The sequence below is a fragment of the Psychrosphaera aestuarii genome (genome assembly GCF_017948405.1).
GTDB lineage: Bacteria > Pseudomonadota > Gammaproteobacteria > Enterobacterales > Alteromonadaceae > Psychrosphaera > Psychrosphaera aestuarii.
The window spans coordinates 2,228,314-2,244,322 of the sequence record NZ_CP072844.1 but is presented as its reverse complement, the minus strand read 5'-3'; the positions used below and the strand labels follow the sequence as shown (position 1 = coordinate 2,244,322).

Here is a 16,009-nt window from a genome sequence, read left to right as displayed (position 1 = left end):
GATAATGAGAGAGCTTGCAATAAGGAATTTAAATTTTAGTTATGGAAAAATTAGCCATAGATTTGGTTTTTGTATTTTGCATATCATTTGCATTATTATTTATTTTGCGAAAAGTAGCCTACAGAGTAGGTCTTGTTGATAAAGCAAATGGCCGTAAAACTCACGTTGGCGAGGTCCCTTTGGTGGGTGGCGTTGCTATTTGTTTTACCGTTATCCACTATTTGTACTTAAATCCTATTTTCCCTGAAAACAATACCGTATATATGTTGTCGATTGCGCTGTTAACTTTAGTTGGCGCGTTAGATGATAAGTTTGACGTGAGCTTTAAGATTCGCATTGTTATCCAAATAGGCGTTTCTTTGTTGATGATAAACTACTCAGGGATACAAATTTCTGAGTTAGGTGACATGTTTGGCGGCGGCAATATATCCATTGCTTATTTTGGTATACCGTTAACTGTTTTAGCGGTTGTGGGTGCTATTAATGCTTTTAATATGGTTGATGGTATCGACGGCTTGCTCGGTGGTTTGTCTATTGTAACCTTCTCGGGTTTTGCCATTATTATGGCCATGTATGGTCAAGACAATAAAGTGTACATTTGTTTGTTATTTGTTGTATCCATGGTGCCTTACATATTGATGAACTTAGGCTTGGTCGGCAAAGAGCGTAAGGTGTTTATGGGCGATGCCGGTAGCATGATGATTGGTTTTACAGTAATTTGGTTATTGTTAAGCGCAAGCCAAATTGGTACTGAGGAAGCGCACTTACGTTCGGTAACTTGTTTGTGGTTAATCGCGATACCGCTAATGGATATGACGTCTATTATGATACGTCGTTTACGCAAAGGCCGATCGCCATTTAAACCAGACCGTGAGCATTTACATCACATCTTTGAAAAAATGGGACTAAGCTCTATTCAAACGCTAATAGCTATTTGCTTTGTTGCGTCGTGTTTTGCAGCCGTTGGTATTTTGGGCGAGGTATTTGAGGTTCCTGAATACGTAATGTTCTATTCCTTCATCCTGGTGTTTTTAGGTTACGACTATGTGCTACAAAAGGCACTGAAAAAGATGCACCAGCAAACACCGGCAAACGAACCATCGTAATAGCTAAACTATTGACATAGTGAAAGCTAAAAAACAAAAAAACGAAACTTAGGTTTCGTTTTTTTGTTTTAAAAAGAGCACTTTTACTCTACAGTTGATTTAGTATAAATAATCAACAAGGTAGTATCTAGTGCTCGAGCCGTTTGGTCCAGTTGTTATATTGGTGGCTACCATTGGTGGCCTCATTCGATATCAGCAAGTGCCGGAGCGTGTTTTTGGTGTCGCCATTTTAGCCTGCTATTTGTGTGGCTTTGTTTCTACCGAAAATGTCCTTTCTAATGCTGTTAATAACGGCTTAATGACCCTCATTTTATTAATTATTTGTGCTTCTGTTTTGGAGCAAACGAGTTATTTGCGCCGCTTGTCTCAACTTTTATTGAGCCGAGTTTCCTCACTCACTTATATTAAAACACTCACTACCACTTTGTTTTCGTCGGCGTTTTTAAATAATACCGCTGTGGTTGCAACACTGATTAACCCTATCAAATCTAACAAAATCATTCCTCCTAATAAACTGCTGCTTCCTCTTTCTTATGCGGCCATTCTTGGCGGCACTATGACCTTAGTCGGCACCTCAACCAATTTGATTGTTGACTCTATGTTGATTGAAAAAGGCCATCCTGGTTTTGCCTTTTTTGATTTTTTATATATTGGTCTTGCCGTGTCGTTTTGTTGCTTAATTGTCATACTAATTCAGATTCCGCGTTTAAAAGGTGAATTAGAAACCAGCGATAGTAGTGAAGGCTATTTAGTTGAGGCGGTGGTGCAAGAGGCTTCAACCTTAATCGATACCAGTATGGAAGACAGCGGCTTATTAAATTTAGACCAGCTAGAGCTTGTAGAAATCGTTCGTTACGGACTCGTGATATCGCCAGTGGAGCAAGATGAAGTAATTAAAGGTGGCGACCGACTTATTTTTTCTGGTGATGTTAAAAAGGTGTCGGTATTGCAGCAGTTTGACGGTTTGAGCATGTACGCTGACTCAGAAGGGGAGATCAGTCGTAAACTCGCCGAGGTGATGGTTCGCCCATCGAGTTCGTTGATTGGCAAAACGTTAAAGTCGTCGGGTTTTAGCTCTCGATTTAATGCCGGCGTGGTAGCAATTAGACGTCAAGGTGGTCGACTGTCGGGCAAGCTAAGCAACATTCGTATTAAGCCTGGGGATTTTTTGGTGCTGGCCGTTGAGGGTGATATTGAAGGCCGTCATAGCTTTATGAAAAACTTCTTTTTGTTAAAAGGTAAGCGCGTTGATAATGCCTTGTCTGGCTGGCGCGAAAAAACGGCGCTTTGGGGCTTTATTGGTAGCATCAGTATTTCGGTGATCTTTTCGATTAGCTTGCTTAAGTGTTTTGTATTTTATCTTGCTTTGCTTACCGCGATTGGCAGTTTAGGTATCCATCAAATTAAACAACGCTTTCCGCTGGAGTTATGGCTCGTTGTAGTGGGCGCGTTAACGATTGCCTCGTCGTTGGATAACGTCGGCGCCAGTTTAATGTTTGCCAACTGGATACAAGAAACGTTAAGCGATTACAGCGTGTGGTGGGCCTTTGTTGGCATCTTTATTCTAACAGTTTTAATGACAGAGCTAATTACCAATAATGCCGCAGCTGCGCTTATGTTGCCCTTGGCGTATTCTGTTGCGCTTGGTTTAAATGTGAATGTCATGCCCTTTGTAATGGCGGTGGCTTTTGGTGCTAGTGGCAGTTTTATTAGCCCTTACGGTTATCAAACTAACTTAATGATTTTTAATGCGGGCAGTTATGAGTTAAAAGACTTTATTCGGTTTGGCTGGCCGGTGTCGCTCACTTATGCTGTTACTGCGCTAACCGTGATACCTCTGGTGTTTCCATTTTAGTCAGGCATAAAAAAACGCTGCGTTAATAACCGTATGACGGTGCAGCGTTTTGTGTGGCACTCAGCGATAGAAGAGCTCACTGATATTTAGTTTGCTCTCTGGCCTAGTTCATTGTTATTGACTTAAGTACTCACTAAAGGCTTCGCCTAATACCGGATGACGCTTGCTGTATTCTACAAACGCTTTCATGTAACCAAGTTTGTCACCACAGTCATGGTAGCTGCCTTTTAATACATAAGCATTGACTTGTTCCCAGTCCATTAACGTAGCGATGGCATCGGTGAGCTGAATTTCATCGCCTGCGCCGACTGGCGTTTTCTCAAGAATATCCCAGATTTCTGCAGATAAAACATAACGGCCAACAACAGCTAGGTTTGACGGTGCGTCATCGACATCAGGCTTTTCAACCATGCCTACCATGGCTTTTGATTCGCCGGCTTTTATTTTAACGCCGTCTACATCAGCAATACCGTATTTATTCACGTCTTCATTTGGCACTGCATCCACCATGATTTGACTCGCTCTACTCTCGTCATAAAGCTTGATCATGTCGGCTAAGTTGTCTTGTTTTAAGTTTGAGTCGTAATCGTTGATCATTACATCGGGCAATACAACGGCAAATGGGTGATTACCTACCAATGGTCGCGCACAAGCAATGGCGTGGCCTAAACCTTTAGCTTCGCCTTGACGAACGTGCATTATGGTAACGTCTTTTGGGCAAATAGCCTGTACTTCGTCTAATAACTGACGTTTTACGCGTTTTTCCAAAATAGACTCAAGCTCAAAGCTTTTATCAAAATGGTTTTCTATGCTGTTTTTTGAAGAGTGCGTAACTAAGATAATTTCTTTAATGCCGGCAGCAATGATCTCGTTAACAACATATTGAATAATAGGTTTGTCTGCAATCGGCAGCATTTCTTTTGGAATGGCTTTTGATGCCGGTAACATGCGAGTGCCAAGTCCAGCAACGGGAATAATGGCCTTTTTAACTTTTGATAATGTTTTTGCATTTGTACTCATTGAAAACTCCTATGTGTCCTTTGATTCAATGAAAATCTTTTGTTTATGCTAATGCTTATGTGTAAGTCGCTGAAGTTAGTTCTTCACTACGACGTATGGTTAGCATTCACACTATAGCAATATATCGGAAGGAGTTCATGAAATAATTATGACTAACCCGACTTAGAAATTATTTGTATTTTATTGCAGTTTATAGGTGTAAGTTACTCGTTATAAATATAGTATAGAAACTATAAAAAATAGCAGTACAAAGTAGTTTAGAGACTCCATTGATAAAAAGAATAAAAAGCCTTGGAGCGAGCGGTATCTTAGTTGCATTGGCACAAGTATTCCTTATTGTGGTGATCGCACAGTTTCGTGGCTTACAAGAAATTGGAGAATACTCCTATATATTAGCCATATGCGTGCCACTCAATGTGTTGGGGCTGTTTGGTTTTAAACAATTATTGGCGTCGGAAGTAAACGTCGCTAGCGCATTTGATAACGTGTTAAAAATGCGTTTTATTTTTCATTCGGCTTTGTTTTTAACTTTTTTAGTTGTTGCTACCTATTTAATAACCAAATTTTCCGTCAATGTTTCAATTCCGCTTCTTGTTGCCTTATGTTTATTTAAGTTTATTGAGTCTCACCACGAGCTTGAGTTAGGCAAGTATCAAAATCAAAATCTAACTCACGCTATTGATAAATTGAATGCCTTTAAGTTTTCTGTTTACGTTTTAATTTCGTTGTTAGTAATGCTGTCCGATTTAGAACTATCGTTGTTGTTTGCATTTGGTAGCCTTATTTTATTCATTCATTACTTTAGTGTTTTGCGGCCATTGCAGTTATGTAACAGTGAAACACAACATAAGGTATTGGGCCGGTATGTTTTTAAACGTTCTTCCCATCTAGTCTTTATTGCGCTTTTTACGGCTGTGTTGGCTAATTTGCCTAAATATTACTTAATGACATTTTCGACTATTGAACAGTTAGCTTTTTTTACGATTTTTTTTCAAGCTATGTCTTTTGTTAATATGTTAGTGATTAATTTAGTAAATTATCAATGGGGTAAAATTAAGATTAGCGTCGCTCAAAATTTAACGCCCACTATTTCTCACTTAGGTAACGCAGATATTAAAAAACTAGTCTTATTAATATCTGCAGTGTCCCTGGCAGTCATATGCTTTTCTTTTGTTTCAATTCAGCTTGTTTCTTTTGTATTTAATATAAATGCGCAATCTTATTTTTTTGAATGGTTAATTATTAATGTTGCTTTTGCGTTAAATTTTTATTCTCACTTGTTAAATGCATTAAATATTATGTTAAAACGAGAAAAGATATTAGCTCGAACAACCATTTTAATACTAGGTATAGGTTTGTTGGCATGTCTATTTTTACCAAATGGGCAGGCATTCTTTAGCGCAAGTTTGTTGCTACTGATTATTTTTGCTTTAAAAGGAGTATTTGGAGCTTACATCCTATTATTGGGAGGCCGGAGTGACAAATAACAACCGGCTTATTTCACCACTAATGTTTTATATATTGTTTTATATCTATTTTACGTTAGGACCTGTTTTAGCTTACTACCTTGGTTTTGGAATATATTCAGGCATTAAAGAAACCTATATAGCTGACGCCGTCACCGTATTTTGTATTGCTTTACTAGGTTTGTTTGTTAGTAAAATTGTGCAAAGTCGACCGAGCAAAATTTTAGTCGGTGAATCTAGCCGAAGTAAATGGCATGTTCAGCTTGTTCTTATCGCATTGAGTTTAGTATTGGGTTTAGCCTACTTAAATTTAATGATGAAAATTGGTGGTGCATCAAAAAAGTCTGACATTTTAGATAAAATAGGGGCGCTACATTACATCGTTATGTATATAGCTCCTTTATTGGTGTGTATTCGCCTATCGATTAAAAGATCCTTTACTAAGTATGATGCTGTTATTTTTATGGCATTCACTTGGTATTGCTTGTTAATTGGCGAACGCGACTTTGTTCTCATTATTATCCCATGTATTTTGACTTATTCCCTTTATCGAAAAATAAGCTTAACCAAGTTAGGTCTATTATTGCTCGTTTGTTCGATATTATTTACCGCACTGAGTTTACTGAGAGCTAATCTAGAGGGTGACAGTGTGCTGGAAGCCTTAAAAGCCATTTTAAGCCAAGGTAGTAACCTTATGATTGTAACTAACGTGTTGAGGTGGATAGAGGTTGGTTATTTTGATTTTTACTATGGAGTAACATACGTAGATTCTGTTTTATCACTTGTCCAGCTAAAGCAATTTGAAACTATAGGCCGATTAACAATTTGGTTTACCGAAATGTATGGGGCGAACGTACGACCGGGTGCATTTGGTTTTTCAATAGAAGCTGAGGCATTCATGAACTTTGGTTACATTGGGGTGTTTGCTTTTTTCTTTTGTGTGGGAAGTTTGTTTAGAGTCTTCTGGTTAAGAGCGATAGCAGGAGACTCTTTAGCGTTATTTATTTCTGTCTACGCGTCATACATTGCAATTTACGCAATTCGTGGCGACTTCAACATGATGCTTAAAGGCATTGTATATGGTGTTTTAGCTTGGTTTTTCTTTTATAGCATTACCTATGGCCGTTTTATAATAAGGAAAATTAGTTGGGAAAGGTAATTTTTGTTTTTCATGATGCCAGGTTTGTCGTACTGCCAAATGGTGAATATTACACCCGTTCAAAAGCGGATGCCTTTTTCTGGCAACGTTATTTATCAGAGTTCGATAAAGTGGTGGTAGTTTCAAGAGTGGCTGAAGTGAGTGAAGTCAGCTCAGAATATAAAAAAGCGGATTGTGAAGGCGTAACTTTTGAACATTTGTGCAACTATCGAGGCATAGGTGGTTTTGTTCGCAATATCCTTAAGATGGTGAAAAAAGGGTGGTCACTCTCTAGGCGAATAAAAAAACAAAATGCGACGTTAGTGTTTCGGCTACCTTTGTCATTAACCGCAGTAATTCCAATGATTTTTAACAAGTACTCTGTAGAGGTTGTTGGCGACCCTTACGATGCTGTGGCAGGACGAACAGTTAGTTCTAAAATGATTGCCTGGTTGTTGAAGGTTAAAATGAAATGGGAAGTTAAAGGCGCCTACGCAAGTTCTTTTGTTACTGAGCATAGTCTACAAAAAACTTACCCTCCTAAGAGAGGGACCTTTTCCACCAATTATTCAAGTTTAGCGTTGTTGGATACGGACTACTTTTTACGAGAACCTGAATCGGCAAACAAAAACTCTTATCAAATATTAAGCGTTGGAAGTTTAGAGCATTATTACAAAGGTCCAGATGTATTATTACATGCGTTAAAAAAAGTAAGAGAGAAAGGTCTAGACGTTAATTTAGTTTGGGTTGGCGCAGGGATAAAGCTAGAAGAGGTTAAAGGGTTAGCTAATGAGCTTGGGCTGAGTAATGCAGTTAATTTTGTTGGTTTTTGTGATTTTAACGAAATAAAGACATGGCACAAAACATCTGATGTATTTGTATTGGCTTCACGACAGGAAGGCTTACCAAGAGCCATGATCGAAGCCATGGCAAGTTCAATGTGTTGTGTAGGCACTGATGTTGGTGGAGTAGCAGAGTTAATAACGAACAAACTTATTGCCCCGCCAGATAATGTGGATGATTTGGCAAGCCGCCTATTAACAGTATTAGAGCAGTACCCACTGAGAAATGAACAGTCCCAATTAAATTTTGAACATGCACAAAAATATAAAAACAGCCTCCTACAAAAAAGGCGAAATGAATTTTACAGAACTATAGAAGGGCAATGAGCTAAATGAATTATTTTGTACCTATTGACAACATTCTTGCGGTTAAAACCAATCTGAAAGACTTTAAATGGTCTTATGGACTATGCATGCCACAATCTACGAGTGAGAAGTTTGATAACGCACTAATTAAAATAGAGATAGAAGTAGTCGGTGGTCGTTTGTGGGAAACCCCACCAAGTGATGAAGAAACAGGTAAGTTTCACTATTTTTCGGGTAATAAAAAGGCTGGGAAAATATTTTATAATCGTAACTTTTTCTTTGGTAGAAAACTTCAATATGAACTTTCTGGATTGGAAACAAATGAGATAAAAATCAAAGTAAATAAAGACTACCTTAGGTTCGTGACTCATCGTTTTATGAATGTTCATTCGGTAGGGTATATTTTAACAGACATAGTTAATTTAAAACTTCTGCATAATAAATTGGCTCCGCTTCACTGTTCTGGCATCGCCGATGAAACAGGTTCTTATTTAATATTTGCTCCACCAAATACGGGTAAAACGTTATCGAGCATGAAGCTCTGTATGGAAGATGGCTATCGTTTTGTAGCTGAAGATTTAGCGGTAACCGATGGTACGCAAAGTCACGCAGTACCTTGGACTAGTACTTTTAGGTATTACAGTGATGTCGATAATAGCAAATTTAGCCGTTTTCTGAATTGGCTTACCGAAAAGGTTGCGGTTATTGAGCTGTTTGGGTTTGGCAAGATAGAACCAATTACTAAGTATGTTGATGAGGCTAAAATAGCACAAGTTGCTGATGTTAAGGGAATCTTTATATTAGAGCGAGGCTCTGACAGTGTTGCTGATATCGACGCCCAAACGGCTTTTAATATGTGTTTAAACTTAGATAGATACGAATTTAACTACATGAGAGCACCTGCCATTATAGCTTATGAGTACTTTAATCCAGAGGCGAATATTCAGTCGGCTCTAAATACAGAGCAGGCACTTTTGAGTCAACTTATGGAAAAAGCGGATTTTATTAAGGTTGTTAAAAATGATAATGCCTTAAATTATAGTTCGGCTATAAAGACGGTTGTTTCTAAGGTGGCTACGTCATAAATGAAAGTGTTGGTTGTAGTAACCTCAGCGTTAAGTGTTGAAAGTTTTTTAGAAGGCCAGTTTAACGCTTTTGTAAAAAGTGGTATCGACGTGCATTTAGCGGTTAATACTGCAACTGTTCGCCGTGCACTTCCAAGAGGAGTTACGGTTCATGATATGGGGTTTAAACGGGAAATTAGTTTATCAAAAGACATTAAGTCTTTATTTAAGCTTATTCGCTTAATCAAAAAGATTAAACCCGATATCGTACATACTCACACACCAAAAGCATCATTGTTGGGGTGTTTTGCTGCGCGCTTATGTAAGGTAAAAGCCATTATTTATCATTTGCATGGCTTAGTTGCTATGGAAGCTGGCCTAGAAAAAAAGTCTGTGGTGAGCTTTGTAGAACGGTTACCGTTTAAACTTTCAACCCATATTTTGTGTGTGAGTGCGAGTCTTCAAAAGTGGGTTGTCGATCATGGTTATTGTCAAAGCTCGAAGATTTCGACCCTAGCGCATGGCTCCATTTGTGGTGTAGATACCACAGAAAAATATAACGTTAGCAAGGTAAAACCTATATGGCCTGTTGCTAACGACGCGCCAGCACAACGATTTATTGTTGGTTATGCCGGTAGGGTATGTGTAGACAAGGGAATTGACGACTTTTTAGAATTGCTAAGCATCTTAAATAGTCAAGCGGACGTTTTTACTGGCTTGATTGTTGGCCCAATAGAAGATGCTAAATACAATAACCTTAATGACATACCTAATATTGTCCACATTGGGTATGTTAGTAATGTAAATGAGTATATAGCGAGTTTTGATGTATTGGTGTTACTTTCAAAGCGGGAAGGTTTTGGTTTGGTTGCTGCCGAAGCAAATGCGTTAGAAATCCCAGTTGTGTGTTATCAAATTCCTGGTTTAGAAGATGCGGTTGCCGATGGCGAAAGTGCGACTCTTGTGAAATACCAAAAAATAGACGCAGCGGTGAGAGCGGTTTGGTCTTACTATTCCAATTCCGGCTTAAAAGAGCGTCATGGCAAGGCTGGAAGAGAGCGTGTTGAACATCTTTTTAATCCAGATGTGTTAACGGCTTGCCAAATCAACTTTTATCAATCTCTTATAAATCACGAGGTGTGCAATGAAAAGGGTATTTGATGTTGTTTGTGCATGTAGTGTACTAATTGTAACTATGCCTTTATTGTTGGTTCTGGCCCTATTAATTCGTTTTAAGCTTGGTTCTCCAATTTTATTTACACAAAGTCGTCCAGGGCTTCATGGCAAAGTATTTAAAATGGTTAAGTTTCGCTCTATGACTGACGAAACGGATGCACTTGGTAACTTAAAGGCCGATGAAGAGCGATTAACAAAGTTTGGTCGCTTTCTGCGTTCGACAAGTTTAGATGAGTTGCCAGGTCTGTTTAATGTGTTGAATGGCAATATGAGCTTAGTTGGACCAAGGCCTTTGCTTGTTGAGTATTTACCTTTGTATAGTGAACAACAAGCTCGTCGGCATGATGTTAAACCGGGTATAACTGGTTGGGCGCAAGTTAATGGGCGAAATGCGATTGATTGGGAAACAAAGTTTGCTCTTGATGTTTGGTACGTCGACAACCAGAGCTTTTGGTTAGATATAAAAATACTATTTTTAACAGTAAAAAAGGTGCTGATCAGAGACGGGATTAGTGCTGAAGGCCACGCTACTATTTTACCTTTCAGAGGTAATATAAAGTGAGGGTTGCAGTGTTAGGCGCTAGTGGTCACGGTAAAGTTGTTGCAGATATCGCGGAATCATGTGGTTTCCAGGTAACCTTTTTTGATGATAGATATCCAGAAATGAAAGGGATTGAGCATTGGACTGTTAACGGCAATACCGCCGATCTTATTAGGGTAAAAAATCAATTTGACTGCGCTTTTGTAGCAATAGGAGATAATACGATAAGAGCAGCAAAACAGGCTGTTCTTCAGACGCATGGATTAATATCGACCTCACTAATACATCCATCGGCTGTTGTGAGTCGTTATGCGCAAATAGACCATGGCACGGTTGTCTTTCCTGGTGCAATAATAAACAGTTTTTCTAAAATTGGTGCCGGGTGCATAATAAACTCTAATTCTGTAATAGAACATGATTGTAATTTAGGAAAATTTTGTCATATTAGTCCTAATGTTGCTTTGGGTGGTGGTACAAGGATTGGTAGTAAGTCTTGGATAGGGATTGGTTCTGTTACAAAGCAGCTAATTGAGATAGGAGAGTCTGTTGTCATAGGAGCGGGCTCTACTGTAGTATCGAATGTACCGAATTATGTTATTGCATACGGCACACCAACAAAAATAATAAAGGCTGTAGACTCTTAAATGTTAAATACGAATTTTTCGCCATGGCCAAGTTTTACGGCTGAAGAGGCGACTGCGGTTCAAAACGTATTATTATCAAACAAAGTTAATTATTGGACAGGCTCAGAAATTAAAGCTTTTGAACTAGAATTTGCCCAATATTGTCAAACAAATTATGCAGTGGCCGTTGCTAATGGCACACTTGCATTAGACTTAGCCCTCAAAGCGCTCAATATTCTGCCGGGTGATGAAGTAATTACTACTCCCCGCACCTTTATAGCCTCAGCAAGTAGTATTGTAAGTGTCGGCGCTGCACCAGTATTTGCAGATGTTGACCTTAATTCTCAAGCTATTACAGCGAAGTCGATAGAAGCGGTTCTCACTAAAAATACCAAAGCAGTTATTGTTGTGCATTTAGCGGGAATGCCAGCTGAAATGGATGACATTATGGCTTTAAGTGAAAAGCACGGATTTTATGTCATTGAAGATTGTGCACAGGCGCACGGTGCTGTTTATAAAAATCGGCCAGTTGGTTCAATAGGACATATAGGTGCGTGGTCATTTTGCCAAGATAAAATAATGTCTACTGGTGGTGAAGGTGGAATGGTGACTACGAATGACAAAGCTCTGTGGTCTAAAATGTGGAGTTATAAAGATCACGGTAAAAGTTACGATGCCGTCTTTAATAAGTCTCACCCTGCTGGTTTTAGATGGTTTCATGAAAGCTTTGGAACAAACTGGCGGATGACTGAAATGCAGGCTGCTATTGGCAGAATTCAACTGAGCAGAATGCCGACGTGGACCAAGGCTAGAAATGAAAATGCAATAAAAATTAATAAAGTCGCTGCAAAATTTCCATTAGTTCGTGTCGTTGATGTTCCAGAATATATCACTCATGGCGCTTATAAACATTATTTGTTTGTTAATCCTGAGCGACTCGCAGAAGGTTGGTCTCGAGACAGAATTGTCGACGAGATAGTCGCAAAGGGAGTACCGTGCTATCAAGGAAGTTGTTCTGAAGTTTATTTAGAAAAGGCGTTTGAAAACACTCCTTTTGCGCCACCGACTAGACTGAAGGGGGCCGTTGAATTAGGTCAAACGTCCTTGATGTTTTTAGTGCACCCGACATTAACGAATCAAGAAATGGAACAAACTTGTGCCGTGATAGAGACTATATTTTCATTGGCTCAGGGGTAAGATAATGGATTCGTTTTGGAGCAATATATTTAATTCCACCAGAACCATTAAACGACTGATCACTGTTTTCCTTGACGCTTTGTTTATATTCCTCGCATTTTTTGGCGCTTTTGCAACGCGTCTTGAGCATTTTGATACTATTTATGATATTGAAATGTGGTTGGTCTTTTCGATTTTATTACCAGTTAGCCTAATTATTTTTACTAAACTTGGCTTGTACCGAGCTATTTTGCGATACGTAAATGTGCAAGCTATGTGGGCGATTTTAACAGGCTGTTTTTTATCATTTGCTACCTTAGTGACGATAGAGTTTTTGTCGAAAGTTGGGGTACCTAGAACAGTTCCATTCATTTACGTTATTTTATGTTTATTGCTTGTGGGTGGATCGAGAATGCTAGTTAAGTCGGTAGTAACTCGGCGAAATGTTGACAATAAAACCTCTGTTATTGTTTATGGAGCTGGTTCTGCAGGAAGGCAGTTAGCCCTATCTTTAGAAAATGATCCTACCTATGCTGTCTGTGCTTATTTGGATGACGATGTATCAAAGCAGAATAACTTTATTCAAGGAATAAAAGTATACAAGCCTAGCGAAATTGATGAGGTTATTGAAGCCTATAGTGCCAAGGTTATTTTATTAGCGCTTCCGAGTGTAGATAGAAGCTATAGAAGGGAAGTGTTGTCGCAATTAGAGTCACTGCCGGTAGAAATAAAAACGGTTCCTCCGATGTCTGACATTATCGCCGGCAAAGCCAGTTTGAATGAATTCAAAGATGTTGATATTGAAGATTTGTTGGGCCGAGATCCAGTCGCACCTCAGCAAGACTTGATGTCGAAAAATATATATAAAAAAGTAGTATTGGTGTCAGGAGCAGGCGGCTCAATAGGCTCTGAATTATGTAGACAAATCATAAGTCAAAAACCAGAAAAGTTATTGTTGTTTGAGTTAAATGAGTTTTCTTTGTACGAAATCGACAAAGAATTAAAAGGTTTGGGATTGCCTGAGGTTGAAATCATATCGCTTATTGGCAGTGTGCAGGATAAAGATAGAGTGGACTCCATTTTGTCGACGTTCACTGTGGACACGATATATCATGCTGCTGCATATAAACATGTTCCTATTGTTGAGCACAATGTCACGGAAGGTATAAGAAATAATGTATTTGGTACGTTAAATCTTGCTTCTGCGGCCATCACCTACAAGGTGCAAAACTTTGTATTAATATCTACTGATAAAGCGGTACGCCCAACCAATGTAATGGGTGCGAGTAAGCGAATGGCTGAACTAGTTTTACAAGCTCTTGCTCATGACCAGTCAAGCACTGTGTTTTGTATGGTGCGTTTTGGAAACGTATTAGGCTCATCGGGCTCGGTAGTCCCGTTGTTTAGACAACAAATACGCAATGGTGGCCCAGTGACCATTACTCATATGGATATTACTCGATATTTTATGACGATTCCTGAAGCATCGCAGTTAGTTATTCAAGCGGGAGCGATGGCTGTCGGTGGCGATGTATTTGTTTTGGATATGGGCGACTCGGTTAAAATTGTCGATCTAGCTAAAAAGATGATTCGTTTTAGTGGCTTAGAGGTAAAAGACTTTAAAAACCCAAATGGTGATATTGAAATTAAATGCACAGGTCTAAGGCCGGGTGAAAAGCTCTATGAAGAATTGCTCATTGGCGATAATGTTTCAGGAACCGAGCACAAACGAATTTTAACCGCGCAAGAAGTGATGTTGCCTTGGTCGGAGTTGGAAATATTAATTAATAAGTTAAAAGAAGCATGTTTGAACAGCGATCAAATTATGTTGCGTCATATTCTGTTGGAAGCACCAACGGCTTTTAGACCAAAAGACGATATTTGTGATTTAGTCTGGCGTGAAAGTAATAGAGAATTAGAACGAGCGATAGCAGAGTCGTATTATGACACATTGCCATCGGCAAACTACACTCAAGCGTCATAACAACGAAATAATAGAGCTTTGCCATGCAAAAAATATAGCTCAAGTTTATAGTTGTTATGTTTACTAAAATTAACGATTTATAGGTGTGATGCAACGGTTTGAATAATGTGATTTGGGCGCAATATGAACTTTGATGTATTTAATGGCGATGCCGACGGTATTATTTCGTTATTGCAATTACGTTTGCATGAGCCTAGGCCGGCGCAATTAATTACCGGAATTAAGCGTGACATTAGCCTAGTAAAAAACATCCCGTTAGACGCTGTAAACCCGAATTCTCAGATAACTATTTTAGATATCTCACTTCGTAAAAACAAAGAAGCGCTTGTTGCTTTGCTTAAAACTGAGGCTAAGGTGTTGTACATTGACCACCACAAGCCTGGGCCCATTCCAAATACAGCTAATTTAACCACACATATCGAGCAGTCGGCTCGAAAGTGCACCGCGCTTATTATCGATGACTTACTTGAAGGAAAGTTTCATAACTGGGCTATAACAGCGGCTTATGGTGATAACTTAACACAAGTGGCGAATGAGTTAGCCTCGGACGCGGGCCTGAACAAGCAGCAAAAAGAATTGCTAGAAGAGCTTGGTACTTTGATTAATTACAATGGTTATGGCGCCAACACCGATGAGCTTGCCTATCATCCAGCTGTATTGTTTGAACTATTGCTGTCATACAACTGCCCCTTTGAATGTATTGCAGACGCCGACTCTCCCTATCACAGGTTAAAAGATTTGTATGAAGAGGATTATCGGCGCGCATCAAAAGCGGAAATACTTCATCAGTCGTCAAATTGTTATTGCTTATTGCTTGAAAATAACGGGCCAAGCAGGCGCATCAGTGGCTCTTATGGCAATGAGCTTGCCAATGAGTTTCCGACTCGCGCGCATATAATTTTAACTACCCTTGATGCCGAGCATTATCTTGTGAGTTTAAGAGCGCCACGAAATCGCAAAAAAGGGGCCGGTGATATTTGTGCTCAGTTTGAGACTGGTGGGGGCAGAGCGGCTGCCGGAGGCATTAATAAGCTATCAAAAGCTCGTGTATACGAGCTTATTGACGCCGTTGAGCAGTATTACTCAGAGAGCACACTTAAAAATGATATGAAAGGGTAAAACTTAGACCTGCCATATTAGTGAAAGTGTCAGGCCCAGTTTCTGCATTAGCAGGAATATCATCTGGATGGATTTTATCGCGTGCCATCTTGTCCATAAATTGCACTTCAGTTCCTAGCGACCAGTTTTGCCAGTGTGTAGGTTGATAAAACGCACCAAAACCAAGAGTGTATCCGTATGCGGGTGATCGGAAGTCGTAACGTGCGGCACCAATATAAGCACCGACTTGCCATTGCCCATCAATGATATAGCGATAATCAATTGCTCTAAATGCCGTTAACAAGCTACCGTCTACATGTTGAAACTCAATTTTTGTTCCTAACAGGGATTGCTCGCCAACTCGTTTGTTGAGTGCAAAACCAACTAGAGGTGAAGTAGTTGCATCGCCGTAGCTGTCGGGTGCATTACTGTGATCTTCAAGCACCTTGGTTTTAAGCACACTAAAACCAAAGTCAATACGACCGTTTATAGTATTTACTTTACTAAGATCAATAGCATGACTATTTGTGACAAAGGCAAATGAACTTAACGCCAGTAAAATTGCAAAGCGGCGAAACGGATGACTATTATTCATTTTTATTCCTGTAGATAAG

The 16,009-nt window shown here is 39.3% G+C and carries 14 protein-coding genes; 12 read left to right on the top strand and 2 right to left on the bottom strand.

Annotated elements, in window-relative coordinates; genetic code table 11:
- Window positions 1-41 precede the first annotated feature (41 nt).
- Together wecA and J9318_RS10200 are read left to right on the top strand one after the other, a co-directional pair.
- Window positions 42-1,106, top strand: coding sequence for a UDP-N-acetylglucosamine--undecaprenyl-phosphate N-acetylglucosaminephosphotransferase (wecA, locus tag J9318_RS10205; protein WP_210559824.1), 1,065 nt, complete (start codon window positions 42-44; stop codon window positions 1,104-1,106).
- Between the two features lie 130 nt (window positions 1,107-1,236).
- On the top strand, window positions 1,237-2,961 hold the full coding sequence (locus tag J9318_RS10200; RefSeq protein WP_210559823.1) for an SLC13 family permease: 1,725 nt from the start codon (window positions 1,237-1,239) through the stop codon (window positions 2,959-2,961).
- Between the two features lie 114 nt (window positions 2,962-3,075).
- Here J9318_RS10200 and galU read toward each other — a convergent pair whose 3' ends face one another.
- Complete coding sequence (gene galU, locus J9318_RS10195; protein ID WP_210559822.1) at window positions 3,076-3,981, bottom strand: UTP--glucose-1-phosphate uridylyltransferase GalU; 906 nt, start codon at window positions 3,979-3,981, stop codon at window positions 3,076-3,078.
- A gap of 269 nt (window positions 3,982-4,250) precedes the next feature.
- Between galU and J9318_RS10190 the strand changes: the two genes are divergently transcribed.
- From J9318_RS10190 to J9318_RS10145, 10 genes are all read left to right on the top strand, one after another.
- Window positions 4,251-5,468, top strand: coding sequence for a polysaccharide biosynthesis protein (locus J9318_RS10190; RefSeq protein ID WP_210559821.1), 1,218 nt, complete (start codon window positions 4,251-4,253; stop codon window positions 5,466-5,468).
- Window positions 5,458-6,606 (top strand): O-antigen polymerase, encoded by a 1,149-nt coding sequence (locus J9318_RS10185; protein ID WP_210559820.1) that lies wholly within the window; start codon window positions 5,458-5,460, stop codon window positions 6,604-6,606. Before J9318_RS10190 ends, J9318_RS10185 begins: the two co-directional genes overlap by 11 nt.
- Window positions 6,594-7,754 carry a glycosyltransferase gene (locus J9318_RS10180; protein ID WP_210559819.1) on the top strand — a complete coding sequence of 387 codons (1,161 nt, stop codon included), beginning with the start codon at window positions 6,594-6,596 and terminating at the stop codon, window positions 7,752-7,754. Before J9318_RS10185 ends, J9318_RS10180 begins: the two co-directional genes overlap by 13 nt.
- 5 nt (window positions 7,755-7,759) lie before the next feature.
- Complete coding sequence (locus J9318_RS10175) at window positions 7,760-8,818, top strand: hypothetical protein (RefSeq protein WP_210559818.1); 1,059 nt, start codon at window positions 7,760-7,762, stop codon at window positions 8,816-8,818.
- Entirely contained in the window at window positions 8,819-9,958 is a 1,140-nt protein-coding gene (locus tag J9318_RS10170; protein ID WP_210559817.1) for a glycosyltransferase family 4 protein, read from the top strand.
- Window positions 9,942-10,535 carry a sugar transferase gene (locus J9318_RS10165; protein WP_210559816.1) on the top strand — a complete coding sequence of 198 codons (594 nt, stop codon included), beginning with the start codon at window positions 9,942-9,944 and terminating at the stop codon, window positions 10,533-10,535. The genes J9318_RS10170 and J9318_RS10165 overlap by 17 nt, the downstream gene beginning before the upstream one ends.
- Before the next feature lie 8 nt (window positions 10,536-10,543).
- Entirely contained in the window at window positions 10,544-11,158 is a 615-nt protein-coding gene (locus J9318_RS10160) for an acetyltransferase (protein ID WP_244731625.1), read from the top strand.
- A complete protein-coding gene (locus J9318_RS10155; protein WP_210559814.1) occupies window positions 11,159-12,334 on the top strand; it encodes a DegT/DnrJ/EryC1/StrS family aminotransferase in 1,176 nt (391 codons plus the stop codon).
- A 4-nt stretch (window positions 12,335-12,338) separates the two neighbouring features.
- Window positions 12,339-14,297 carry a polysaccharide biosynthesis protein gene (locus J9318_RS10150; protein WP_210559813.1) on the top strand — a complete coding sequence of 653 codons (1,959 nt, stop codon included), beginning with the start codon at window positions 12,339-12,341 and terminating at the stop codon, window positions 14,295-14,297.
- A gap of 123 nt (window positions 14,298-14,420) precedes the next feature.
- Entirely contained in the window at window positions 14,421-15,416 is a 996-nt protein-coding gene (locus J9318_RS10145; RefSeq protein WP_210559812.1) for a DHH family phosphoesterase, read from the top strand.
- On the opposite strand, the gene J9318_RS10140 is transcribed toward J9318_RS10145, so the two are convergent.
- On the bottom strand, window positions 15,394-15,990 hold the full coding sequence (locus J9318_RS10140; protein ID WP_210559811.1) for a hypothetical protein: 597 nt from the start codon (window positions 15,988-15,990) through the stop codon (window positions 15,394-15,396). The genes J9318_RS10145 and J9318_RS10140 overlap by 23 nt on opposite strands.
- Between the last annotated feature and the right edge of the window lie 19 nt (window positions 15,991-16,009).